This window comes from Pseudomonas oryzihabitans, assembly GCF_001518815.1.
In the GTDB taxonomy this organism is placed as follows: Bacteria; Pseudomonadota; Gammaproteobacteria; order Pseudomonadales; family Pseudomonadaceae; genus Chryseomonas; species Chryseomonas oryzihabitans_E.
The window spans coordinates 78,099-102,000 of record NZ_CP013987.1; the positions used below are offsets into that span (position 1 = coordinate 78,099).

At 65.8% G+C, this 23,902-nt stretch carries 19 protein-coding genes and 2 pseudogenes; 5 read left to right on the plus strand and 16 right to left on the minus strand.

Translation table 11 applies throughout. The annotated features are described in order from the left end of the window. Window positions 1-28: 28 nt before the first annotated feature. The 8 genes from APT59_RS00375 to APT59_RS00410 form a co-directional block, all read right to left on the minus strand. Window positions 29-1,141: a response regulator gene (locus APT59_RS00375; RefSeq protein ID WP_059313044.1), complete on the minus strand. Its 1,113-nt coding sequence runs from the start codon at window positions 1,139-1,141 to the stop codon at window positions 29-31. Next, window positions 1,134-2,891: an ATP-binding protein gene (locus tag APT59_RS00380; RefSeq protein WP_059313045.1), complete on the minus strand. Its 1,758-nt coding sequence runs from the start codon at window positions 2,889-2,891 to the stop codon at window positions 1,134-1,136. Before APT59_RS00380 ends, APT59_RS00375 begins: the two co-directional genes overlap by 8 nt. Beyond that, entirely contained in the window at window positions 2,884-3,864 is a 981-nt protein-coding gene (locus APT59_RS00385) for a SpoIIE family protein phosphatase (RefSeq protein ID WP_059313046.1), read from the minus strand. The genes APT59_RS00380 and APT59_RS00385 overlap by 8 nt, the downstream gene beginning before the upstream one ends. Then, on the minus strand, window positions 3,861-4,214 hold the full coding sequence (locus tag APT59_RS00390) for an ATP-binding protein (protein ID WP_059313047.1): 354 nt from the start codon (window positions 4,212-4,214) through the stop codon (window positions 3,861-3,863). Before APT59_RS00390 ends, APT59_RS00385 begins: the two co-directional genes overlap by 4 nt. Before the next feature lie 4 nt (window positions 4,215-4,218). Then, window positions 4,219-4,641 (minus strand): STAS domain-containing protein, encoded by a 423-nt coding sequence (locus tag APT59_RS00395; protein ID WP_059316792.1) that lies wholly within the window; start codon window positions 4,639-4,641, stop codon window positions 4,219-4,221. Between the two features lie 13 nt (window positions 4,642-4,654). Then, the gene (locus APT59_RS00400; RefSeq protein ID WP_059313048.1) at window positions 4,655-5,494 is read right to left on the minus strand and encodes an STAS domain-containing protein; all 840 of its coding nucleotides are present in this window, start codon (window positions 5,492-5,494) and stop codon (window positions 4,655-4,657) included. Window positions 5,495-5,606: 112 nt separating this feature from the next. Then, window positions 5,607-5,870, minus strand: coding sequence for a PepSY domain-containing protein (locus APT59_RS00405; RefSeq protein ID WP_059313049.1), 264 nt, complete (start codon window positions 5,868-5,870; stop codon window positions 5,607-5,609). A 75-nt stretch (window positions 5,871-5,945) separates the two neighbouring features. Beyond that, window positions 5,946-6,911 carry a CHAD domain-containing protein gene (locus tag APT59_RS00410; RefSeq protein WP_059313050.1) on the minus strand — a complete coding sequence of 322 codons (966 nt, stop codon included), beginning with the start codon at window positions 6,909-6,911 and terminating at the stop codon, window positions 5,946-5,948. A gap of 197 nt (window positions 6,912-7,108) precedes the next feature. Between APT59_RS00410 and pap the strand changes: the two genes are divergently transcribed. Then, window positions 7,109-8,593, plus strand: a complete 1,485-nt coding sequence (pap, locus tag APT59_RS00415) for a polyphosphate:AMP phosphotransferase (RefSeq protein ID WP_059313051.1) — start codon at window positions 7,109-7,111, stop codon at window positions 8,591-8,593. 426 nt (window positions 8,594-9,019) lie between these two features. Here the strand turns inward: pap and APT59_RS00420 are convergent, their stop codons facing one another. Beyond that, entirely contained in the window at window positions 9,020-9,229 is a 210-nt protein-coding gene (locus APT59_RS00420) for a cold-shock protein (protein ID WP_007160189.1), read from the minus strand. Window positions 9,230-9,496: 267 nt separating this feature from the next. On the opposite strand from APT59_RS00420, the gene APT59_RS00425 reads away from it, so the two are divergent. From APT59_RS00425 to APT59_RS00435, 4 genes and pseudogenes are all read left to right on the plus strand, one after another. Then, complete coding sequence (locus APT59_RS00425; RefSeq protein ID WP_059313052.1) at window positions 9,497-13,003, plus strand: acyl-[ACP]--phospholipid O-acyltransferase; 3,507 nt, start codon at window positions 9,497-9,499, stop codon at window positions 13,001-13,003. A 123-nt stretch (window positions 13,004-13,126) separates the two neighbouring features. Beyond that, a pseudogene (locus tag APT59_RS22835) lies at window positions 13,127-13,786 on the plus strand (MCP four helix bundle domain-containing protein); the annotation flags it as partial. Window positions 13,787-14,095: 309 nt separating this feature from the next. Beyond that, window positions 14,096-14,692, plus strand: a pseudogene (locus APT59_RS22840) (methyl-accepting chemotaxis protein); the annotation flags it as partial. Between the two features lie 59 nt (window positions 14,693-14,751). Further along, entirely contained in the window at window positions 14,752-15,747 is a 996-nt protein-coding gene (locus APT59_RS00435) for a 2-hydroxyacid dehydrogenase (protein ID WP_059313054.1), read from the plus strand. Here the strand turns inward: APT59_RS00435 and APT59_RS00440 are convergent. The 7 genes from APT59_RS00440 to APT59_RS00470 form a co-directional block, all read right to left on the minus strand. Beyond that, window positions 15,744-17,168, minus strand: a complete 1,425-nt coding sequence (locus APT59_RS00440; protein WP_059313055.1) for an MFS transporter — start codon at window positions 17,166-17,168, stop codon at window positions 15,744-15,746. The genes APT59_RS00435 and APT59_RS00440 overlap by 4 nt on opposite strands. 138 nt (window positions 17,169-17,306) lie before the next feature. Continuing rightward, window positions 17,307-18,257, minus strand: coding sequence for a sugar-binding transcriptional regulator (locus APT59_RS00445; RefSeq protein WP_059313056.1), 951 nt, complete (start codon window positions 18,255-18,257; stop codon window positions 17,307-17,309). Between the two features lie 325 nt (window positions 18,258-18,582). Beyond that, window positions 18,583-19,383 carry an SDR family oxidoreductase gene (locus tag APT59_RS00450; RefSeq protein ID WP_059313057.1) on the minus strand — a complete coding sequence of 267 codons (801 nt, stop codon included), beginning with the start codon at window positions 19,381-19,383 and terminating at the stop codon, window positions 18,583-18,585. Window positions 19,384-19,437: 54 nt separating this feature from the next. After that, window positions 19,438-20,202, minus strand: a complete 765-nt coding sequence (locus APT59_RS00455) for an SDR family oxidoreductase (protein WP_059313058.1) — start codon at window positions 20,200-20,202, stop codon at window positions 19,438-19,440. A 14-nt stretch (window positions 20,203-20,216) separates the two neighbouring features. After that, window positions 20,217-21,722: a sugar ABC transporter ATP-binding protein gene (locus APT59_RS00460; protein ID WP_059313059.1), complete on the minus strand. Its 1,506-nt coding sequence runs from the start codon at window positions 21,720-21,722 to the stop codon at window positions 20,217-20,219. Window positions 21,723-21,825: 103 nt separating this feature from the next. Next, window positions 21,826-22,758, minus strand: coding sequence for a sugar ABC transporter substrate-binding protein (locus APT59_RS00465; protein WP_059313060.1), 933 nt, complete (start codon window positions 22,756-22,758; stop codon window positions 21,826-21,828). Between the two features lie 56 nt (window positions 22,759-22,814). Further along, window positions 22,815-23,810 carry an ABC transporter permease gene (locus tag APT59_RS00470; RefSeq protein WP_059313061.1) on the minus strand — a complete coding sequence of 332 codons (996 nt, stop codon included), beginning with the start codon at window positions 23,808-23,810 and terminating at the stop codon, window positions 22,815-22,817. Window positions 23,811-23,902 lie beyond the last annotated feature (92 nt).

Consider the following 23,902-nt stretch of genomic DNA (forward strand, 5'->3'; position numbering starts at 1 on the left):
AACTAGCGGTACCGCGTCCCGAAAACCGCTAGGCCAGCCGCAACGGCAGGTGCAGGGTGATGATCACCTCGCCCGCGCCGTTGGCGAAGCGCGCCTCGCCACCAAAGCTTTCGCTGAGCGCCTTGACGATGGGCAGGCCCAGACCCCAGCCGCGTTTGTCGCTGCGGGTGGAGATGAAATAGGGCGTGGCCAGATTGGCCAGGACCTCGTCGGGGAACTGGCCGAGGTTGCGCAATTCCAGTACCACCCGCTCCCCGATCCGCTGCTGGCGCACCTGGATCGGCGTACCGCTCTGGCCATGCTTGGCGGCGTTGAGCACCAGGTTGTCGAAGATACGCAGGAAGGCGTACCTGTCCCAGAGCACCTCCAGCTCGGGCGTCTCCAGCCGAAGGTCGAGCGCATTGCTGAATTGCAGGCGCAGATTGGCCGCCGCCTCTTCCAGCAGTGGCCCCAGCACCAGGGGATCGCCGTTGAGGCGGACGCCGCCGCCCAGACTCATGTGACTGATGTCCAGCACGTCGGTGATCATCTGGTTCATCCGCTGCAGATTGTCGTGCAGCGTCTGCAGGAGATCGTCGGTACGCCGCGCCGGACTGCGCTGCATCAGGTTGACCACCATGGTGGCGGCGGTGAGCGGTGAGCGCAGGTCATGGTTGAGCGATCTCATGAAGCGTTCGAGCATGACCTTTTCCGCCTGCAGATTCTCGCTGCGGGCGATGGCCGAATTGCGCTGCTGCTCCATGTGTCCGACCCGGGAACTGGCCTTGAGCAGGGCACCGACGGTGGCCAGCACCTCTTCCGGACTGATCGGATGGATCAGATAGGCCTGGGCGCCGGTATTGAAGCCCTGCGCCCGGTCGAGGCCGGACACGAAGGTGGCCGAGATGTTGATGATGGCGGGCAGGCGACCCCAGCCCAGCTTGTGCTCGATGGCCTGGATCAGTTCGAAGCCGGTGGTGTCCGGCAGGTTGACGTCGATGATCACCAGCTCGACCGACGCGTCGATCAGCGCCAGCCCGGCGGTGCCGCTGGCCGCTTCGAGCACCTGGTAGTGCGGCTGACCTTCCAGGATCTTGCGCAGCACATAGCGATTGGCCTCGGTGTCATCGATGATGAGGATACGCCGCACAGGGCTAGTCATCGGTCAGGCTCCGCGCCAGGGCGCAGACTTCGGCGAGCAACCGTTCGGCATGATCGGGGGCGTGCTTGAACAGGATGGCGCGGCAATAGTCCTGCAGCCGCAGGCGACCGGCCTCGTCCAGTGGCTGGGCGGTGTTGATCAGCACCCGGCGATGCATGCTCCAGTCCATGCTGGCGAGCAGGTCTTCGCCGTTGATGTCCGGCAGATCGAGGTCGAGGATGATGATGTCCGGGCGCACGGCATTGAGGCGATCCAAGCTGCTACGGGCGCTGTCGGCCTCCAGCAGGACCGGGTTGAGGCGTTCGAGGGTGCGACGGACCAGATAGCGATCGCCTTCGTTGTCTTCGATCACCAGCACGGTCAGGTTGCTGAGATCCAGCTCCTGTCCGGCCTCCGCGTCACTGACGTAGCGACGGGGCAGCCGCAGGGTGAAGCGACTGCCCCGTCCGACCAGGCTGTCGAGGGACAACTCGCCCTTGAGCAGCACGGCCAGGCGCTGGGCCAGGGGCAGGCCCAGGCCTGTGCCTTCGATATGGGTCAGGTGCGGCGAGCGGATGCGCTCGAACTCCTCGAAGATCTTCTGCTGGTCTTCCTCGGCGATGCCGATCCCGCTGTCTTCCACCAGGAATTCCAGGGTGGCGTCGTCCGGCTGGAACACCTGGATGCGCACCTGCCCCTGGGGGGTGTACTTGAAGGCGTTGGAGATCAGATTGCGCAGCACCTGGAACAGCCGGCTCTCGTCGGTTTCCAGCAGCACCTCCGCCGGCGGCGGGGCGACGCTGAAGCTGACTTGAGGATAGCGCGGCGCCAGGGCCATGGCGAACTGGTCGAGGCGCTCGATGAAGGCGCCCAGCTGGAACGGCTGGGGCACGATGGTCAGGCGGCCGGACTGCACCTCGGCCAGCGCCAGCAACTCGCTGACCAGATTGGCCAGCTCCAGCGCGGCGTCGCTGATGAAGCGTACCTGGCGCTGCTGCTCGGCATTGAGCGCGCCATCCACACCACTGGCGAGCAGCTTGGCGACGTTCTCGATGATGTTGATCGGGGTACGGAATTCATGGGTCATGTTGGAGAAGAAACGGGTCTTCGCCTCGCTGGCCTCCTTGAGTTCCTGGGTAGCTTTTTCCAGTTCCGAATAGAGCGCCACCACGCCCTGATTGGTGTTTTCCAGCTCCTTGTTGGTGACCTCCAGCTCCGACTGGCGCAATTGCAGCTCGGTGTTGGTCAGCAGCAGCTCTTCGCTCTGCAGGCGGATCTGCTGATAGGGATCGGGCGGCGTACTGCCTTGCAATTCGACGACCAGGGCGCGTAGCACGTCCTGCTCGGGCCAGGGCCGCGGCGCCTGGTACTTACAGGCGGTGATCCGGGTGCCGGCAGGGGAGGTCTGGAGATCGAACTCGTCGAACAGCCGCTGGGCGCCGCGCAGGCCGATGCCCATGCCGGTGCTGGAGCGATAGCTGCCGTCGCGGATGGCCTCCAGCTCGGCGATACCCGGGCCCTGGTCGAGGGCGCGGACCTGTAGCCCACGTAGCCGCTGGTCGTCGCCGCACAGCAGGGCGAAGTCGAAATGGCCGCTGCCCGCGTACTGATGAATGTTGCGCGCCAGCTCCGAGACCGCGGTAGCCAGGCGGATCTGCTCCAGTACCGGCCATTCCAGGGCCGCGGCCAGGCGTTTGGCCGCCTGGCGGCAGTGCACGATGTCCTGCTCGCTGCGCAAGGGAAGGGTCAGCAGGGGCAGGGCGTCAAACATGCTTGAGTACCAAAACGGTGGCATCGTCGGAAAGACGCCGGAAGTCACGATGCAGGAGCGCTGCGATCAGCGCGGGATGGCGCGCCCCGAGCCCGGAGTGCTCGCCCAGGCCGACCTTGGAGGTCAGTCCGTCGGAGTTCAACACCAGCAGGGTGCCTGGCGTCCAAGGGTAGGTGAAGGTCTGGATCCGACCGATCCGGTAGCCCAGGGTGCCATTGTTAGACACCAGACTGCGCGAGGTGTTGCCAAGCAGGCGCCCGGCGATGTTGCCGATGCCACAGAAGCTCACCTGACCCTGATCGGGGTCCAGCTCGGCGAGGGCCAGGGCCGCGCCGCGGGTTTCCATCAGGGCCTGATGCAGATTTTCCATCAGCCGCTGCAGGGGCAGGTGCGTGCCCTGGCGCAGGAACAGCTCCCGCGCCCGGCGACTGGCCGCGGCGGCCTGCTGGCCGTGTCCCAGGCCATCGCATACCAGCAGGCGACGCCCGCTGACCGCCCAGGTGTCGCCACAGACCTGCTCCTCGGGGTGCGGCGTGCAGAGGGCACCATGCTGCAGCCGGGTACTGGGTGCCCCAGCGAGATGAAAGCGCGCCAGCACCACGGTCCCTTGACCCGGTCGCGAGTGGATATCGAAGACATCGGATTGCCGGCGGATCGCTCCGAGACCTGCCCCCAGGGTGGCCGCGGTGCTGTAGTGATCGGTCAGGCAGCGGGCGACGTCGTGCATGCCTGGGCCGCGATCAACCGCCAGGACATCGAGCACGCCTTCGGCGCCCAGCGTCGCGAAAAGCTCGCCGTGACCCGCATGGCGGATCAGGTTATAACCCAGTTCCTGAGCGACGATGGTCAGCCGCCCGAGCAGGGTTTCGTCAGTGGTGACGGTGCCCGCCAGCCGCACCAGGGCGCGCCGCGCGGCATCGACATGGACCGTGCTGGTCACCGGCAGCACCAGGCTGCACGGCTGCTCGTTCATCGCCACTTCCACAATTCGACGGTCGTGCCCTGGCCGGGCTGGCTATCGATATGGAAGTCGTCCACCAGCCGTCGCGAACCGGACAGCCCCAGCCCCAGGCCCTTGCCCGAGGTGTAGCCATCGACCATGGCGCGGTCGAGGTCGGCGATGCCCGGACCGTTGTCGCGGATCACTAGGCGGATCGCCGGCTTGCCGGCCCGCACCGTCTCCTCGATCAGGCACTCGCCGCCCAGGCCGTAGACCAGACCATTACGCGCGATCTCGCTGGCCGCGGTGACGATCTTGGTCTGGGAGATCAGCCCCAGACGGATGGCTTCGGCGACCTTGCGCACCTGCTGACGGATCAGCACGATGTCAGTCTCCTGGCGGAGTGGAAGCGTCTGCATCTTCGCCACTCTCTGACTCCTCCAGCGATTCGTCGTCGGCGACCATGGCTTCCAAGCGGCGCATGCCCTTTTCCATGTTCAGCGCCGTGGCGATGCCATCCAGCGACAGCCCCAGTTCCACCAGGGTGATGGCCACCGCCGGCTGCATGCCGACCACGATCACCTTGGCATCGAGGATGCGCGATACCTGGGCGATATGGGACAGCATCCGGCCAATGAAGGAATCGACGATTTCCAGGGCCGAGATGTCGATGAGCACGCCCTTGGCCTTGTGCCGGACGATCTGCTCGGTGAGGTCTTCCTGCAGGTCCAGCGCCAGCTGGTCGTGCATGTCCACCTGGATGCTCAGCAACAGGAAGGGGCCCAGCTTGAGGATGGGAATCCGGTCGATCATGGCGGGCTCCTCAGCGCACGGTCGGGGCGGCCAGGCGCACGCCCTGCTGGCGCAAGGCCAGGCGGAAGGCATCGGCCAGGGACGCCTTGGTGATCACATCGCCGAGTTCCACGCCCAGGTGGACGATGGTGGCGGCGATCTGCGGGCGGATGCCGCTGATGATGCACTGGGCGCCCATCAGCCGCGCGGCGGTCACGGTCTTGAGCAGGTGCTGGGCGACCATGGTATCCACCGTGGGCACACCGGTGATGTCGATGATGGCGATGTCGGATTCGGTCTGGACGATCTTTTCCAGCAGCGACTCCATCACCACCTGGGTGCGGTTGCTGTCCAGCGCGCCGATCAACGGAATGGCCAGGATGCCGTCCCACAGCTCCACCACGGGGGTGGACAGCTCCAGCATGCTTTCCTGCTGCTCGCGGATCACCGTCTCGCGACCCGTCATGTAGCTTTCCATGCTGTACAGGCCGAGGTCGTCGATCAGCCGGGTGGCGGCCCAGATTTCGGCGAGGGGATCGTCACACTCGTTCTGGATCAGGGTGAACAGCGGTTCCTTGAGCGAGAAGACGAAGGTCGCCGTCTGCGAAGGCGTCAGGCCCGCTCGGCTCTGGTCGAAGGAGAAGCGCTCCAGCAGCGCCCGTACCGGCTGCCAGTGCGGCTCGCGCAAGTCCCCGAGACCCTGAGCCGCGGCTACCGTAATCCGCCGCAGGAACTCGGCGGAATTGGCCAGGATGGTGGTTTCGTCGAGCAGGTCGACGCGCATGCCGGCGGCGCGCTGGGCGCCGATCCAGGCGTCGAGCAGCGCCCGCTCGTGGGTGCGCAGCAGCTCGACCAAAGCGGTACTGTACATGGAGGTTCCTAGGTGAAGAAAGGCGGCTCAGGACGGGCCAACCGGACGAAGAGGGTGCGGGAGGAGATGGTAGGGCGAAGGGGACCTGGCCGTCTGGCCAGATCCCGAGAGATCACATGTCCATCTTTTCCTTGGTGATCTTGCCGGTCTTGGCGTCGGCATGGAAGTCGTACTTCATACCATCTTTCTTCATGCCTTCGCCTTCCCACTGACCGTCATCGGCTTCGATCTTGCTGATCGAGGTATAGCCCTGCTCCATGAGCTTGGACTTGACGTCGTTCATGGGCATCCAGTCAGCACCGGGCTGGTCGGCCAGGGCCGCGGTGCTGGCCAGGACGGAACAGGCAAACAGGGAAGCGAGCAGCTTGGATTTCATCGCGCGAGACCTCGTCGTGGTGGTATGTCCTGGCTTGGACCACCACCACGGGCGACAAATCCCCCGAGCAGGCCCTCAGGTACGGGATTCTTCGACCAGATGCGGCAGCAATCCAGCCGGTGCCGCCTTGGATTTGCCCTTGGCCTTGCGGGGTGCATAAGGGTGGCTAGCCAGGCGCCAGAGATCGCGCCAGCGCTCGGCGAGGGTAGTGGGCTTGTCGAGGTAGAGGCGCAGGCCCAGGGAAAAGGCTTTCACCCGCAGGCGCTCGCGTTGCAGGGCCAGGCTTTCGCCGATGGCCTGGCGGGTGTTGCTGGCGCCGAACAGCGTCGGCTCGCTTTCCAGCAGCTGCTGCATCACCGCCATGTCGTGGTCGTCGCCCAGGTATTCCGAGAGGCGCTTGAGGCTCTTCTGGCGCGTCTTGAATTCCGCCGGCCAGGCCGCGGCGAGCAACTGGGTGTGGTACCAGTGATCCTTCACTCGCTTGCGCCAGTCGTGCAGGGTCTCGTCGGTGGGCTTGTCGCGAGCGGTCTTGAGCGCCTGGCGCCCGGCCTTGTAGTTGTCTTCCAGTCCTCGGGTGAAGAGGGCGAAGCCCTTTCCGGAGAGCTTCCAGCCGGCTACCTCCTCGCGCAGGGCCGCCAGTTCGTCGAGCAGTTCGGGATGACCGCTGGCCGCGGCGATCTGCTGGTCGGCGCGCTCCTGCAGGCGCTGGCGTACGCGCTTCATGGCGGGCGAGGCGAAACGCTTGCGATCGGACTCGCCCAGCTTGTCCCAGCTCTCCACCAGGGCGGCGCTGTCGCGCAGCGAAGAGAGCTCACGGCCCAGGTCGCGCAGGCGCCGGTTGCGACTGGCGAAGGCGCGCTTGCCGAGGGCGCCGTGCAGCAGGCGCAGCAGGGCACGCAATTCCTTGAGGCGCTTGCGCGTCTCGTGCACCCCCTTGGGGGTCCCGCTCGCCAGCGACGCTTCAGCCTGGACCAGACGATCCGTCACCACTCGGCGGACTTCCTCGTCAGCCGGTTGCCGCGCATCGAAACGAAAGGCCATCGAACTCTCCTCAATAGATAGACTGCAGCACCCGCTAGCGCGGGAGCGTAATGGTGTGAAGACCACTGCAACAGCCGTAGATGCCAAATTTCATTTAATCGTCATATTGCCGTCATGGAAATCCGCGCCGGGCACGGTCTGCTGCAGAGCCGGTCAGAAGGGCTATAGTTGCCCGACCACCTAGCGAGGAGATCCGGATGTTCGAAGCCGCCGAGAACGAACACCTGCTCGACGAGGCCACCTACGATGCCAAGCTGCCCAAGCTGCGCGAGGCACTGCTGGCCGCCCAGTACGAACTCAAGGCGCAGGGGCGTTTCCCGGTAATCGTGCTGATCAATGGCATCGAGGGCGCCGGCAAGGGCGAGACGGTCAAGCTGCTCAACGAGTGGATGGATCCGCGCCTGATCCGGGTCGAGACCTTTCTGCAGCCCACCGTCGAGGAGCGCCAGCATCCGCCTGCCTGGCGTTACTGGCAGCGGCTGCCGGGCAAGGGCCGGACCGGTGTCTTCTTCGGCAACTGGTACAGCCAGATGCTGCACGCGCGGGTCAACAAGGAGCTCAGTCGCTTCGAGCTGGACGCCGCCATCGACCAGGCGGAGCGCTTCGAGCGGATGCTGGCGGACGAGGGCGCGCTGATCCTCAAGTTCTGGTTCCATCTGTCCAAGAGCCAGCTCAAGCAACGTCTGAAGCACCTCAAGAACGATCCCCGCCTGGGCTGGAAGCTCAGTCCGCTGGACTGGCGCCAGGCCCGGGTCTACGACCGCTTCGTCAAGCAGGGCGAACGCGTGGTGCGCCGCACCCATCACGACTACGCCCCCTGGCACGTGGTGCCCGGCTTCGACGAGCGCTTTCGCAGCCTGACCGTCGGCACCGTGCTGCTCAAGGCCTTGCAGCGCGCCCTGGCCAACAAGCCGCGCAAGCAGCGCCGGGCCGCCGCCGTGGTGTCGCCGCCGGTGGATGGTCGCGGTGTGCTGGAGGCCATGGACCTGACCCAGCGCCTGGACAAGGCCGACTACAACGATCAGCTGCTCGCCGAACAGGCGCGCCTGGCCCGGCTGCTGCGCGACAAGAAGTATCGCCGCCACGCCCTGGTGGCGGCCTTCGAGGGCAATGACGCCGCTGGCAAGGGCAGTGCCATCCGCCGCGTCACCGGCGCCCTGGACCCCCGCCAGTACCGCATCGTCCCGGTCGCCGCGCCCAGCGACGAGGAACTGGCCCAGCCCTATCTCTGGCGCTTCTGGCGGCACATTCCGCGGCAGGGCAACTTCACCATCTTCGATCGTTCCTGGTACGGCCGGGTGCTGGTGGAGCGGGTAGAAGAATTGACGCCCATGGCCGATTGGCAGCGCGCCTATGGCGAGATCAACGAATTCGAGGAACAGCTCCACGACGCTGGCATCGTGCTGGCCAAGTTCTGGCTGGCCATCGACCAGGACACCCAGCTGGAGCGTTTCCGCGCCCGCGAGGAAACACCCTTCAAGCGATTCAAGATCACCGAGGACGACTGGCGCAATCGCGACAAGTGGGATCTCTACAGCCAGGCCGTCAACGACATGGTGGTGCAGACCAGCACGGCCATCGCGCCCTGGACGCTGGTGGAGGCCAACGACAAGCGATTCGCGCGGGTCAAGGTGCTAAGGACACTCAATGAGGCGTTGGAAAGGGCGTATGACAAGGGCTGAGTGAAGCCCGGCTTTCGGTAAAAGCGGTTGCTCAGCTCGTTATCGTGCTTTGGGGATACTTTTGTTTCGCCCCGCCGGGCGACTCACTTTTTTCAATCGCGGCTGCGCGCCCCGCACAAAAGTAAGCAAAAACGCTTGCCCCGCCATCCGGCCCCGGCTGCGCCGGGGTCCGCTCTCTCCATCGTCGCTCCAGGGGCTCGCCGCGAAGGGCCTTCCCTGGCCCTCGCGACTCTCGCGGCATCCATGCCGCTCGACCCCTTACGCGACGATTGCGTTCGCCCTGCTGGAAGGGGCGTTGGCCGCGCCTGGACGTTTGATTGCCAGCTGGGGGGTCGGAGTGAAGCGTGGTAAGGCTGGCTTGAATGCTAAACCCCAGAAACGAAAAAGCCCCGCCGAAGCGGGGCCTTTCTGCAACCGGATCAGTCGTTAGACGACTTGAACCTGGTCAGCTTGCATACCCTTCTGGCCTTTGACAGCCACGAAAGTGACCTTCTGGCCTTCGCTCAGGCTCTTGAAGCCGGCGCTTTCGATGGAGCGGTAGTGCACGAACAGGTCGGCGCCGCTTTCCGGGGTGATGAAGCCGTAGCCTTTCTCATCGTTGAACCACTTGACGGTGCCATTTTCACGATTGGACATGAGTATCTCCAGGTGTAGGGGGAACAACCACGTTAGCGAGACATTCGCTAGCGGGACTGTAATGCGAGAGTGAGACGAGCCAGGAGATGAAAATGAAGCAACATCAAGCAGGTATCGAGTAACTATTGCAGTAGCAGTGCCCACACCATACTCGCTTTCACGAGCTTGTATAGCCCTGATTCGCATATTTGTTGACCAATGGCGCTGCTTGCGCTGCCAGGGCGCCTCACTCAGGCTACGGATTCCCCTGCTCGAAAGAGACTCCGCATGGACAAGCTGCACCGGATCAAGGGGGCCTGGCCCTACCTGATCGCCGTCTTTCTCAACGCCTTCGTCGATCTTGGCCACAAGATCGTCATCCAGAACACCGTGTTCAAGGTCTATGACGGTTCCACCCAGGTGGTGCTGACCGCCCTGGTCAACGGCATGATGCTGTTGCCCTTCATCCTGCTGTTCAGTCCCTCCGGCCATGTGGCCGATCGCTTCGCCAAGGTCCGGGTATTGCGCCTCGGCGGTTGGGCGGCGGTGGCCATTACCCTCGGCATCACCCTGGCGTATTACGCCGGGCTGTTCGAACTGGCCTTCGCCATGACGCTCTTGCTGGCCATCCAGGCGACCTTCTATTCGCCGGCCAAGTACGGCTATATCAAGGCGCTGTTCGGCAAGCAGCGGCTGGCCGAGGGCAACGGCCTGGTGCAGGCCAACTCCATCATCGCCATCCTGGCCGGCACCGTGGTCTTCACCGCTTTCTTCCAGCTGCACCTGGGCGAAGACCACGCCACGCCCCACGCCATCCTGCAGGACATCGCCCCGCTGGGCTGGCTGCTGGTGCTCTGCAGCCTGGCCGAGGTGGCGCTGCTCTATCGTCTGCCGATCCTGGAAGAACCCAAGGCGCGGCAGCCGTTCGACTGGCACGCCTATGTGCGGCTACGCAGTGCCCGACGCAATCTGGCGGTGATCGGCGAGAATCCGGTGATCCGCCTGTCGATCATCGGCCTGGCGGTGTTCTGGTCGGTGGGCCAGGTGCTGCTGGCGAGCTTTCCGGCCTATGCCAAGGATCACCTGGGCATCGACAACGTGCTGCTGTTGCAGGGCATCCTGGCCTGCGCCGGGATCGGCATCGCCATCGGCTCGTCCCTGGCCAGCCGGGCCTCGCGCGGGCGCATCGAGACCGGGCTGATCCCGGTGGGCGCCCTGGGCATCGCCCTTGGCCTGTGGTGGCTGCCGGCACCCAGTTCGGCCCTGGTGCATGCGCTCAATTTCGTCTTCATCGGCCTGATGGGCGGCCTGTTCATCGTTCCGCTCAATGCCCTGATCCAGTTCCATGCCCGCGAAGACCAGCTCGGTACCGTGCTGGCCGCCAACAACTGGGTGCAGAACGTGGCCATGCTGAGCTTTCTGGTACTCACCGCGGTGATTGCCCTGCTCGGCCTGGACAGTCGCTGGCTGCTCCTGCTGATCGCGGCCGTGGCCATGATCGGCGGGGCCTACACGGTGTGGAAGCTGCCCCAGAGTCTGGTGCGCTTCCTGCTCGGCCTGATGGTCACCCGTCACTACCGCATCCAGGTCCAGGGGCTGCAGAACCTGCCGGCGCAGGGCGGGGTGCTGCTGTTGGGCAACCACATCAGCTGGGTCGACTGGGCCATGGTGCAGATCGCCAGTCCGCGGCCGGTGCGCTTCGTGATGCTCAGGTCGATCTATGAGCGCTGGTACCTGAAGCCCTTCCTCAAGGCGATGGGGTGCCTGCCCATCGCCCAGGGCAGCGGCGCCGGCGCGGCGCTGGAACAGGTGGCTGGCCTGCTGAGTGCGGGGGAGGTGGTCTGCCTGTTCCCCGAAGGCGCCATCAGCCGTACCGGCCAGCTCGGCGAATTCCGCCGTGGCTACGAAAAGGCCTGCGAGCGGGTCGGCCCGGAGGTGCAGATCGTGCCCTTCTACCTGCGCGGCCTCTGGGGCAGCCAGTTCTCGCGTTCTTCGAGCAAGCTCAAGGAGCTGCGCGACAGTCCGCTGCACCGCGAGGTGGTGGTGGCCTTCGGCAAGGCGCTGTCCAAGGACACCCCGGCCGATGTGCTCAAGCGCCGCATCTTCGAATTGTCGATCCGCTCCTGGGAGCGCTATATGCAGGGCCTGCCGTCGCTGGCCGACGCCTGGGTGGCCAGTGTCAAGCGGCGACCCAACGGCCTGGCCCTGGTGGACGACCTGGGGGCGCCACTCAAGGCCGCCCAGGCGCTCACCGGCGCCGCCTGCCTGGCGCGGCGGATGCGTAAGCAGCCCGAGGCCAATCTTGGCCTGCTGCTGCCGACCAGCAGCGGCGGCATGCTGGCCAACATGGCGGTGCTGCTGGCCGGCAAGACGCTGGTCAACCTCAATTACACCGCCACGCCCGAGGCGCTGCGCTCCGGGCTGGATCAGGCCGGTATCCGTACCGTCTACACCTCCAGGCGGTTTCTCGAACGCCTGAAGAAGCGCGGCCTGCCGGTGGATGAGTTGCTCAGCGGACGCGAGGTGGTGGATCTGGAGGAGCTTCGCGCCGGTATCGGCAAGGCCGAGTTGCTGGCGAACTGGCTGGCGGTGCGGCTGCTGCCCACCGCCATGCTGCAGGTGCTGGTGAGCCGCGCCCACGACCCCGAGGCCACCGCCGCCATCCTTTTTTCCAGTGGCAGCGAGGGCACGCCCAAGGGGGTGATGCTCAGCCATAGAAACATCATGGCCAACCTCAAGCAGACCTCGGACGTGCTCAACACCCAGGACGACGACGTCTTCATGGCGTCGCTGCCGCTGTTCCACGCTTTCGGTCTCACCGTGACCCAATTCCTGCCGCTGATCGAAGGGCTGCCGGTGGCCTGCCAGGCCGATCCGACCGATGTGGCCGGCATCGCCAAGGCGGTGGCGACCCACCGCGCCACGGTGCTTTGCGGCACCTCCACCTTCCTACGACTGTTCGTGCGCAACGCCAAGGTGCATCCGCTGATGCTGGAGAGCCTGCGCATCGTGGTGGCCGGTGCCGAGCGGCTGGATCCGGCGGTACGCGAGGCCTTCAAGCTCAAGTTCAATCAGGACATCTACGAGGGGTACGGCGCTACCGAGACCGCCCCGGTGGCCTCGGTCAACCTGCCCGACGCCCTGGACGTCAGCTATCTGCAGGTGCAGCGCGGCGGCAAGCTCGGCACCGTGGGCATGCCCCTGCCGGGAACCGGACTCAAGATCGTCGATCCCCAGACCTTCGCCGAATTGCCCACTGGCGAGGCCGGCATGGTGCTGATCGGCGGGCCGCAGCTGATGCAGGGCTATCTGAACGATCCCGAACGCACCGCCAGGGCCATCCGTGAAATCGACGGCGAGCGCTGGTACGTGACGGGCGACCAGGGCCGGCTGGACGAAGATGGCTTTCTCACCATCGTCGATCGCTATTCGCGCTTCGCCAAGATCGGCGGCGAAATGGTCAGCCTGGGCGCCGTGGAGCAGGCCCTGGCCAAGGCGGTGGCCGATCCGGAGATCGAGCTGCTGGCGGTCAATCTGCCCGATGCCAGGAAGGGTGAGCGCATCGTGGTGCTGCACACCGGTGAGCTGGACGGCGCCACGGTAGAGAAGACCCTGCTGGCCCAGGGGGTGGGTGGACTGCTGTTGCCCTCGGTCTGGCTGGCAGTGGACAGCCTGCCGAAACTGGGCACCGGCAAGGCCGATGTGGCCGGCGCGAAACGCCTGGCGCAGACACTGTTGAGCGATGTGGGACAGGAGCAGGAGGTAAATCGTCCGCCAGGCGCCAGCGAACCCTAAAGCCTGGCGCCGTTCGGCCGATCATGAGGGGGCTAATCATCTTTTGAGGTGTCTCCGGTGAAGCTACGCTCCCTCAACATCGCCCCGCGCGCCCTGGTCGCCTTTGGCTTCTTCGCCTTGCTGGTGATCGGCCTCGGCCTGTTTTCCCTCGGTCAGAATCGTGTCATCAAGGAGGGCGAGGAGCAGATCGTCGGCAACGTGATTCCCAGCGTCCAGACCATCGGCGAGATTCGCGCCGATCTACTGAGTCTGCGCATGCACAACCAGGCGTTGATGCTGGCCAGCTCCCAGGCCGAGACCCAGGCCGTGCACCAGAATATCGAGACGGCCAAGGCCGCCCTGGAAAAGCATGTGCGCCAATTCGAAGGCCTGCTGCTCACCGACCGGGGACGTGAGGTCTATAGCCGCATGACCAGCCAGCTGGCCACCTACCTGAACAACCAGGCCCGCTACCTGAAGGCACTGGACGACCAGAATGACACCGAGCTGCTCAAGCTCAGTGGCCAGGACGGCGAGATGGCCCACAGCGGCAACGCCCTGAGCGCCACCGTCAACGAGCTCGCCGGTCTGGTCGATGGCAAGGTCACGCGCCTGGCTGCCGCCTCCATGGCCACCTATCGCACCACCATCGCCATTACTGTGGCCGTGATGCTGGCAGCCCTGGCTGGCACCCTGCTGCTGGCCTGGCGTTTCACCCGCAGCCTCACCGGGCCGCTGGAAAAAGCCCTGGCGGTGGCTGAGCGGATCGCTGCCAACGACCTCAGCCGGTCGGTGGAGCAGGACGGGCGCGACGAACCCGGACGGCTGCTCGCCGCCATGGCGCGGATGCAGGACAACCTGCGCGGGACCCTGGAGCGGCTGACCCTGTCGTCCAACACCCTGGCATCCACTTCCGAGGAGATGTCGGCAGTCACCGAGACCGGCCTGCGCGGCATTCAGCGGCAGAACGATGAACTGGCCCAGGCCGCCACCGCGGTCAACCAGATGACCACCGCCGTAGAGGAGGTGGCGCGCAATGCCTCTGCCGCCAGCGCCGCTGCGCAGGATAGCCGCAGCTCCGCCGATCTGGGGCAGCGCCGGGTCGAGGAGACCCTGACCACCATCCACGCCCTACACACGGCCGTGGCCTCCAGCAGCGGCGAGATCGATGGCCTGGCCGCTCAGGTGCAGCGCATCAGCGGGGTGCTCGACGTCATCCGCGGCATCGCCGAGCAGACCAATCTGCTGGCGCTCAACGCCGCCATCGAAGCCGCCCGCGCGGGCGAGGCAGGCCGTGGCTTTGCCGTGGTGGCCGACGAGGTGCGGGCCCTGGCGGCCCGTACCCAGCAGTCCACCGGCGAGATCGAAGACATGATCGGCGCCATCCAGGGCGGCGCGGGCAAGGCGGTGGACGCCATGGCCACCAGCAATCAGCAGGCCGCTGCCTGCCTGGAGGTGGCTGCCGCCGCTGGCGAGGCCCTGGCCGAGATCGGCCGTCACATCGTGCAGATCACCGAACGCAACCTGAGCATCTCCGCCGCCACCGAAGAGCAGGCCCAGGTAGCCCGCGAGGTGGATCGCAACCTCACCAGCATTCGCGACCTGTCCACCCAGAACGCCGCAGGGGCCAGCCAGACCGCTACCGCCAGCACCGACCTGGCCCGCCTGGCCGGTGAGCTGAATGGCGCGGTGCGGCAATTCCGTCTCTGACCGCCAGGCGTGCGTCGGCCATACTTGAGGGCACTCCTGGCTGAACAGAGGTACCCGCGATGCGCCTGACCGTCTTTAGTGCCCAGCCCTACGACCGCGACTCCCTGGAGGCGGTCGCCCGGGAGCGCCTGGCAGGGCGGGACGTGACCCTGGTCCACCAGCCGGTTGCCCTGTCGCTGTCCACCGCGATCCTGGCCGAAGGCAGCCAGGCGGTGTGCGTCTTCGTCAACGACTGCCTCGACGCCGCCGTGCTGGAAGCCCTCCAGGGCCTGGGCGTACGGGCCGTGCTGCTGCGCTGCGCCGGCTACAACAACCTGGACCTGGCTGCGGCGCGACGCCTCGGTCTGTTCGTGGCCCGGGTGCCGGCCTATTCGCCCGAAGCCGTGGCCGAACACGCCCTGGCGCTGCTGATGACCCTCAACCGCAAGACCCACCGTGCCTACAACCGGGTACGAGAGGGCAATTTCGCGCTGGACGGCCTGCTTGGCAGCACCCTGAATGGCAAGACCGTAGGGCTGGTCGGCCTCGGCCAGATCGGCCTGGCCACGGCGCGTATCTTCCATGGCCTGGGCTGCCGGGTACTGGGCCATGATCCGCAGCCGCCGGCCGCCTTCGCTGCCTATGGCGATGCGGTAGCGCTGGAGCCCCTGCTGGACGAGGCGGATGTCATCAGCCTGCATTGCCCGTTGCTGGAGAGTACCCGCTACCTGATCGACGCCGTGGCCTTGGCGCGGATGAAGCCCGGGGCGGTGCTGATCAATACCTCGCGGGGCGCCCTGATCGACACCGAGGCGGTGATCCAGGCACTCAAGCGCCGGCAGCTGGGCGGGCTGGCCATTGACGTCTACGAGCAGGAGAGCGAGCTGTTCTTCCAGGATCGCTCCCATGACTACATCGACGATGATCTCTTCGTGCGCCTGATGACCTTTCCCAATGTACTGATCACCGGTCACCAAGGCTTCTTCACCGCCGAGGCCCTGCGCGAGATCGCCCTGGTCACTCTCGGCAACCTGGCAGACTTCCTCGACGGTCACGCCTGCCCCAATGCGCTCTAGCGGGCGATGTCCTCCAGTGCCCGGTTGCGGGTGCGCGGGCCGAACAGGCCAATGGTCAGCACCACGATCAGCATGCTGGCGACGATGAAGGCCAGCACGCCCGGCGTGCCCAGGCGCTCCAGCAGGGCGCCGATCAGCAGGCTGCTGAACACTGTGGACAACCGGCTGAAGGAATAGCAGAAGCCCACCGCCCGGGCGCGGATGGCGGTGGGAAACAGCTCGGCCTGGTAGGAGTGGAAGGCGAAGGTCAGCCAGGCGTTGCAGAAGGTGATGCCCACGCCGCAGAGGATCAGCCCCAGGGCGCCCTGCTGCAGGGCGAACAGGCCACCGAACACCACGGTGCCCAGGGCGGAACCGACGATCTGCCACTTGTTCTCGAAGCGATTGGCGATGCGCACGAACAGCAGCGGGCCCAGCGGATAGGCGAGGGTGATGACGAAGGCGTAGCCCAGGCTGTGGGTCAGGCTCACGCCCTGGCCGGAGAGCAGCGTCGGCAGCCAGTTGCCGAAGCCGAAGAAGCCAATGGCCTGGAACAGGTTGAAGACGATCAGCATCACCACCCGCCGCCGATAGGGTGGCTGCCAGAGGGCGGCGAAGCGGGCGCTTACCGCTCGTTCTTCCACTACCTCTGCAGGTGGCGGCAGCGGCTGGCCGCTATCGGCCTGGCAGGCGGCTTCCAGGCGCTCCACGCCGTGCTCGGCTTCATCCAGCCGCCCCTGTTGCGCCAGCCAGCGTGGCGATTCGGGCAGACGCTGGCGCAGCCACCAGATGAACAGGGCGAAGAGGGCGCTGGACAGCACCACCCAGCGCCAGCCGGAGATGCCCAGTGGCGCCTGGGGCACCAGCCACCAGGACAGCAGCGCCACGGCCGGCACTGACAGGAACTGGATGGCGAAGGCGAACGCGAAGGCCGAGGTACGCATGGCCTTGGGTACCAGCTCCGACAGATAGGCGTCGATGGTGACCAGCTCCAGGCCCAGGCCGATGCCGACCACGAAGCGCAAGGCGATCAGTCCCAGGGCGGTGGTCTGCAGACCCATGGCGAGGGTCGCCAGGGTGTAGCCGACCAGTGCCCAGGTAAAGATCGCCCGGCGCCCATAGCGGTCGGCGATAGGGCTGAGCAGGCTGGCACCGACGAACAGGCCGAGAAAGGTAGCCGCGGCGAAGGCCGCCTGATCGGAGATGCCGAATACCCCGGCGGCCCCGGTGTGAAAGACGCCGTCACGCAGCAGACCCGGGCTGATGTAGGCGGTCTGGAACAGATCGTAGAGTTCGAAGAAGCCGCCGATGGACAGGAGCGCGACCAGCCGCCAGAGCGTGCGGGTGGCCGGCAGGCGATCGAGGCGCGCCGACAGGGTGGCAGCTCGGGAAGCGCCGGGCAGGGCGGCGGTGCTGGTGAAAACTGGTTGAGCAGAAGGCATGGGACGCTATCCAGAGAACAGTCGTCCTACAGCTTACGGAGCAACCCCGCTGAATGTTGCCAAATATTTCCTTTTTACAAGGGGTCTTTGGCAGGATCTAGCGCCTGAATGCCTGATTCTGGCAGTAACGTGTGCGGATCAAGGTACCAGCGCCAGTGCGGTGCGCAAGTCGACCACCAATACATCCAGATAGCCGCCCTGCAGGGCGCCGCGGATGGCGTTGACCTTGCGCAGGCCGCCGGCGAGGCCGACGACGCGGTCGATCTCCAGCAACTGCGGCAGGCTCACCGAGACCACGGTTTCTTCGCTGTCGTCCAGCACCGGGCGGCCCTGGGCGTCAAAATACCTCAGGCAGATGTCGCCCACGGCGCCCCGCGCGGCGAGCACCTCCAGCATGGCTTCGCCATGGTAGTTGCCGCTGTTGCGTAGCAGCTGCGAGGGCTCCAGCTCGCCGATGCCGACCAGGGCCACGGTAAGTCGGGCGAAGCGCTCGGTGACCTCGCGAACCTCGTCCAGCTGCAGGATGCGCTGACGACTTTCCGGTGAGTGCTCGATGCTCTGCGACGGCAGTAGATAGGCAGGACAGCCCAGCAGATTGGCCAGCTGCTGGGTCAGCAGGGTGGCCTCGAAGGCGCCCTTGTTGCCGACACCGCCCAGCAGCTGCACCACTTCGGTCGCGCCCTGGCGACTGCTGCCACGGTGCATGTGGCCCACCATGGCGCGGATCGTGGAGCTCCAGGAGGAGATACCGATATGGTCGCGCTCGGTGACGCTGGTTTCCAGGTAGTGGGCGGCGGCCGAGCCGATGGCCTGCTTGATGGCTTCTTCGTCGTCGCCAGTGGGCTCAACCACGATAGCCTGGCGAATACCGTAGCGCTGCTGCAGCTGACGTTCCAGTTCGAGATGGAAGTTGCGCGGCCGCTGTACCGAGATACGGACGATGCCCTCCTTGAGCGCTCGACTCAAGGCGCGGCTGACGAAGGATTGCGACAGGTCGAGCTGAGCGGAGATCTGCGACTGCTTGAGCCCTTCTTCATAGTAGAGCGAGGCGATTTTGGTCAGCAGGCGTTGTTCTTCGAGGTTACTCATCCATATTCCCGGTACCAGCGGATACGCCGCACTCGCGGCTGCCGGCCCGAACCGAGAGGTCCTCGGGTCGCGACGAACCACCGAAAAGCAGGCACGTACCTGTTAGAAAGGCGCATTTTCCGGCTATTTTTGCTCAGCCTGCCCTTCAGCGCCAAGGCTTTTGCAGCCCAGGCGCTGGAGAAACGTCGCAGGCCTGCTCATTAGCTTGCGAGCGAGTGTCGAACAGAATGAAAAGACCCAAGGAGGCAGCGTTTGTGAAGGGTAAGGCGCATCCGAACGGCCTTTAAGAGCTGTTTGACTGGCCGCAGCTCCTATCAACCGGTGCTCAGGACATGATCAGGCCACCATCCACATTGATGGCCTGGCCGGTGATATAGGCCGCGTCTGCCGAAGCCAGAAAGGCCACCAGGCCGGCCACGTCGGCCGGGGTACCGGCGCGCTTCATGGGGATGTTGCCGACCCATTCGGTCATCAGTTCGCCCTGACCATAGCGCTTTTCCGGGGTGGAGAGGATCTCGCCCCAGACCCGGTCGTTGTAGTCCCACATCTCGCTTTCGATGATGCCTGGGCAGAAGGCATTGACCGTGATGCCATGGCGCGCCAGTTCGTGGGCCAGGCTCTGGGTGATGCCAATGACGCCCATCTTGCTCGCCGCATAGTGAGGCGTGTAGATGAAGCCCTGGCGACCCTGGCCGGAGCTGGTGTTGATCAGCCGCCCGCCATGGCCAGCGGCGACCATGCGCTTGGCCGCTTCGCGGCAGCACAGCCAGACGCCGGTGGTGTTGACCTGCAGGACGCGGTCGAAGTCCTCGCGCGGCATGCGGTCGAAGGCATCGATGGTAATGATGCCGGCGTTTTGCACCGAGACGTCGATGCGCCCGAAGCGGGCTTCGGCCTGGGCATAGAGGTCGGCCACCGCCGCCTCGTCGGTGATGTCCACCACCAGCGGCAGGACCTCGGCGCCGGTATCGGCCACCAGCCGTGCAGCGGTCTCATGCACCCGCTCGGCATTGGACACCAGCACCAGATTGGCACCCTCACGACCGAAGCGTTCGGCGATACCCTCGCCGATGCCCCGGCAACCGCCGGTTATCACTACGGTTTGACTAGCGAAGCGACGTTCCACGTGAAACCTCCTAGAGCGGCTGGCGATTCGGCGCGCGTGATCGCCAGCGGGTTGTTACCAGCAGACGAAACCGCCATCGACGATCAGGTCGACGCCGGTACAGAAGGACGCGGCAGGGCTGCACAGGAAGATCGCTGGGCCGACCATTTCTTCCACCTCGGCCATGCGGCCCAGCGGGGTGGTCTGCTCGAAGATCTTGACCTGGTCGGCCACCTCCGGACGGGTATTCATGGGGGTGGCGGTGTAGCCGGGGCTGATGCAGTTGACCCGGATGCCGCGCTCGGCCCATTCCATGGCCAGGCTCTTGGTCAGGTGGATGACCCCGGCCTTGGAGGTGTTGTAATGGGCCTGCAAGAGGCCACGGTTGACGATGCTGCCGGACATGGAGGCGATGTTGACGATGGCACCCTTGCCGCGCGGCAACATGACCCGCGCCTGGGCCTGGCAGCTGAGCATCACACCGGTGAGGTTGATGTCGAGCATGCGCTGCCAGCGCTCCAGCTCCAGTTCCTCGGCCGCTTGGGCGTTGGCGATGCCGGCGCTGTTGACGGCCAGGCTCAGGGGGCCGAATTCGACTTCGGTGCGGGCCACGGCGGCTTCCAGGTCAGTGGCGCTGGTCACCGAGCCTTCCAGGGCCAGGGCGCGGCGGCCATGGGCCTGGATGCGCTCGACGGTGCCGGCAAGGTCGCGACTGCCGGGCAGGTCGAAGCAGGCCACGTTTGCGCCGGCCTCGGCGAGCCCGACGGCGATGGCCTGGCCGATGCCGCTGCCGGCACCGGTGACGAAGGCGGTCTGGCCGCCGAGATCGAAGAGACGCATTGGAGAACTCCTAGTCAGGCGGTAGCCAGTTCCATCACGGCCACGGGTGTGGCCTGTTCACGTTCGAGAATGCCCATCTGCTGGCCACGGCTCATCACCATGACCCGGTGCGACAGGCCGAGTACCTCGTCCAGATCCGAGCTGACCACGATCACCGCCATGCCAGTGGCGGCCAGTTCGGCGATCACCTGGTAGATGGCGGCCCGGGCGCCGACGTCGATGCCGCGGGTGGGCTCGTCGAGGATGAAGACCTTGGGATTGCGCGCCAGCCACTTGGCGATGATCACCTTTTGCTGGTTGCCACCGGAGAGGGCGGCGATTGCCTGCTCCGGCTGACCCTTGACACCGAGGCGCGCCACCGCCTTGCGGGCGAAGGCACGCAGGCCGCTGGGAGAGACCCAGCCACCACCGGAGAGCAGGTCGGTATTGCCATAGATGAGGTTTTCCTCGATGGCATGGTCGACCACCACACCCTGCTGCTTGCGATCCTCGGGGACCAGTACGATGCCGGCGCGGATGGCGTCGAAGGGCGAGGCGAAGCGGCAGGTCTGGCCTTCCAGCGCCAGCTCGCCGGTGACCTGTTCGGCGGCGCCGGCTATGGCGCGGACCAGCTCGGTACGGCCGGCGCCGACTACCCCGGCCACGCCGAACACCTCGCCGGCGCGCACGCTGAAATCGATATCCTTGAGCGGCATTTCGCGGCAGCTCAGACCCTTCACCTGGAGCACCTCGCGGGCGGCGGGCGCTGCCATGGCCGGAAAGATGCGCTCCACGCTGCGCCCGACCATCTCTTCCACCAGTTGCCGCACCGGTACCTGGGCGGTGGCGTGCAGGGCGATCTGGCGCCCGTCGCGCAACACCAGCACCCGGTCGGCGATCCGCGCGATTTCTTCCAGGCGATGGCTGATGTAGATGAAGGAGACGCCCTCGGCCTTGAGCCGCTCGACTTGGGCGAACAGCAGTTCGGTCTCTTCGCCGCCGAGCGCTGCGGTGGGTTCGTCGAGGATCAGCAGGCGCGCCTTGAGGGTCAGCGCCTTGGCGATTTCCACCAGCTGCTGGGCGGCCACGCTGAGGCCGGCCACGGTGCGTGTAGCGGGTACCTTCAGCCCCAGGCGATCCAGCTGCCGCTGGGCCTCGGTTTCCATGAAGGTGCGATCGATGCGGCCGCCGCGCATGGGCAGGCGGCCAACGAACATGTTTTCGGCGATGGTCAGCTCCGGCAGCAGGCGGATCTCCTGGTGGATCAGGCCGATGCCCGCAGCCAGGGCGGCGCCGGGGGAATCCGGGGCGTAGTCCCGGCCCAGCCAGGTCATGCGACCACCTGCTTCCGGCGGCACCAGGCCGGCGATGATGGAGGACAGGGTGGACTTGCCGGCGCCGTTCTCGCCGAGCAGGGCCAGGACTTCACCGGGCTGGATGTCGACGTCTACCCCCGCCAGCACCTCGATGCCGGCGTATTTCTTGCCGATGTTTCTCAGGCTGAGGGCGGCGGGCTGTTCCAGGGGCATGACGGCGGACATGGGGCCTCCGAAGGGGGAGAGCTGAACCGGTGCCTCCATTGCAAGGCACATAAGGCATGGGCTGGACGCGGCGGGCGCTGCCCGCCACTGGCCAGTCCCACCGTTACGGATGGTTCTCGATGAAGGGGGCGACGTTATCCTTGGTGGTCAGGATCGCCTCCTGCAATTGCTCCTTGGGCAGCTGCTTGCCTTCCTTGAGCGCTACCGCCGATTCCAGGGCCATGCGACCCATCTTGCGAGTCTGCTGGGTCATGGTGGCGGACAGGGTGCCGGCGGCCACCGCCTTGAGACCGGCCACGTCGCCGTCGAAGCCGACGATGGTCACCGGATGATCGAGGTTGGCCACCTTGACCGCCTGGGCAGCGCCAAGGGCCATGGCGTCGGCGCGACCAAAGAAGACGTTGATGTTGGGATCACGCTGGAGCATGTCCTGGGCCACGGCGAAGCCCTTGTCCTGGGCCCACTCGGCAGGCTGCTGGGCAACCACCTTCAACTCGGGAAACTTGGTCAGGCCTTCGGAAAAGCCCTTGGCGCGATCGTTTTCCGGCGTGGTGCCGATCTGGCCCTGAAGGATGGCTACGCGGCCCTTGCCTTCGGTGACCTTGCCGACGTATTCGGCCAGGGTGCGGGCGGCGGCGACGCTGTCGCTGGCGATGAAGGTGTCACCGGGGGCGTCGGGGGCATTGCGGTCCACTGCCACCACCGGGATGCCGGCGGCCTTGGCCGCCTTGACCGGGACGCCGGCGGCGGTGGCGCCGGCCGGAATGTAGATCAGGGCGTCTACCTGGCGGGTGATCAGGTCCTGGATCTGGTTGACCTGGGTCGCCGAGTTGCCCTGGGCGTCCACGGTGATCACCTTGATGCCCTTGGCCTTGCCCTCGGCTTCGACGGCCTGCTTGATCTGGTTGAAGAAGTCGGCCTGCAGGTTGGCCACGGCCAGGCCCACGGTGAGTTCCTTGGCCTGGGCATTGAGGGCACCGGCGCAGGTCATGGCGGCGAACAGGGTACCGAGCAACAGCTTCTTGGGGGTCAGCATGGATTGCACTCCGTTGTTATTGTTGTACTGCGGTGTCTACGCGAAGCAGAGCTAACTCAGCGCTGCCCGTTACGGCGGCGCAAGGTGTCCAGGGTGACGGCCAGGGCGATGACGATGCCGATGATCACCTGCTGCACGAAGGGCGAGACCCCTAGCAGATTCAGGCCATTGCGCAGCACGCCGATGATGAGCACGCCCACCAGGGTGCCGCCGACGCTGCCCACGCCGCCGCTGAGGCTGGCGCCGCCGATCACCACCGCGGCGATGGCATCCAGCTCCATGGACAGGCCGGCGCTGGGCTGGGACGAATCCAGCCGCGCGGCCATGGCCACCGCGGCCAGCCCGGCCAGGGCACCGCTCAGGGCATAGATCCAGATGGTGAGGGTGCGTACCTTGATGCCCGACAACCGTGCCACCTCGGCGCTGCCGCCCATGGCATAGAGGTTGCGGCCACCGGCGCGAAAGCGCAGGAAGACCCAAGCCACCAGCAGCATCAGCAGAAACAGCCCGACGGTGACCGAGAGGAAGCCGAAGTGCCGCACCGTGGCCAGGTTGGTGAACCAGTCCGGGAAGCCGACGATCTGGCGGCCGTCGGTAAGGATGTTGGCCAGGCCCCGAGCCACCGACATCATGGTCAGGGTGGCGATGAAGGCGGGCAGCCGTGCCTTGGCGATCAACAATCCTGATACCAGGCCGCATACCAGGCCGCCGAGGATGGCAGCAGGAATCGCCAGGCCAAGCGACCAGCCCATGTCCTGATAGAGCCAACCGAGCAGCATCATGGCGAAGGCCAGGACCGAGCCGACCGAGAGGTCGATGCCGCCGATGACGATGACCAGGGTCATGCCGATGGCCAGGATGCCGAGCACGGTTACCTGGTCGAGGATGTTGAGGGCGTTGCGCAGGGAGAAGAAGTACTCCGAGGTAAAGGAGAACACGGCGATCAGCAGCGCCAGGCCGATCAGCGGACCACCGACGTTGCGCGGCAGGCGCAGTGCCAGGCGGGCCAAGGGCTTGGCGGGTGGCGAGGCGGTCGGGGCTTTGGCGTCCACGAGCTTCTCCTGGGGTTATTGTTCTTGTGTATGGCTCGCTTGAATATTTATGCGTGCCTGATTTTTAATTCAGACTCCCCCTGTTCTGGGTG

Excerpts from the sequence above, each read along its gene's own strand:
- APT59_RS00375 (WP_059313044.1), bottom strand. The coding sequence starts at position 1,141 with ATGACTAGCCCTGTGCGGCGTATCCTCATCATCGATGACACCGAGGCC.
- APT59_RS00380 (WP_059313045.1), bottom strand. The coding sequence starts at position 2,891 with ATGTTTGACGCCCTGCCCCTGCTGACCCTTCCCTTGCGCAGCGAGCAG.
- APT59_RS00385 (WP_059313046.1), bottom strand. The coding sequence starts at position 3,864 with ATGAACGAGCAGCCGTGCAGCCTGGTGCTGCCGGTGACCAGCACGGTC.
- APT59_RS00400 (WP_059313048.1), bottom strand. The coding sequence starts at position 5,494 with ATGTACAGTACCGCTTTGGTCGAGCTGCTGCGCACCCACGAGCGGGCG.
- APT59_RS00405 (WP_059313049.1), bottom strand. The coding sequence starts at position 5,870 with ATGAAATCCAAGCTGCTCGCTTCCCTGTTTGCCTGTTCCGTCCTGGCC.
- APT59_RS00410 (WP_059313050.1), bottom strand. The coding sequence starts at position 6,911 with ATGGCCTTTCGTTTCGATGCGCGGCAACCGGCTGACGAGGAAGTCCGC.
- pap (WP_059313051.1), top strand. The coding sequence starts at position 7,109 with ATGTTCGAAGCCGCCGAGAACGAACACCTGCTCGACGAGGCCACCTAC.
- APT59_RS00420 (WP_007160189.1), bottom strand. The coding sequence starts at position 9,229 with ATGTCCAATCGTGAAAATGGCACCGTCAAGTGGTTCAACGATGAGAAA.
- APT59_RS00425 (WP_059313052.1), top strand. The coding sequence starts at position 9,497 with ATGGACAAGCTGCACCGGATCAAGGGGGCCTGGCCCTACCTGATCGCC.
- APT59_RS00435 (WP_059313054.1), top strand. The coding sequence starts at position 14,752 with ATGCGCCTGACCGTCTTTAGTGCCCAGCCCTACGACCGCGACTCCCTG.
- APT59_RS00440 (WP_059313055.1), bottom strand. The coding sequence starts at position 17,168 with ATGCCTTCTGCTCAACCAGTTTTCACCAGCACCGCCGCCCTGCCCGGC.
- APT59_RS00445 (WP_059313056.1), bottom strand. The coding sequence starts at position 18,257 with ATGAGTAACCTCGAAGAACAACGCCTGCTGACCAAAATCGCCTCGCTC.
- APT59_RS00455 (WP_059313058.1), bottom strand. The coding sequence starts at position 20,202 with ATGCGTCTCTTCGATCTCGGCGGCCAGACCGCCTTCGTCACCGGTGCC.
- APT59_RS00460 (WP_059313059.1), bottom strand. The coding sequence starts at position 21,722 with ATGTCCGCCGTCATGCCCCTGGAACAGCCCGCCGCCCTCAGCCTGAGA.
- APT59_RS00465 (WP_059313060.1), bottom strand. The coding sequence starts at position 22,758 with ATGCTGACCCCCAAGAAGCTGTTGCTCGGTACCCTGTTCGCCGCCATG.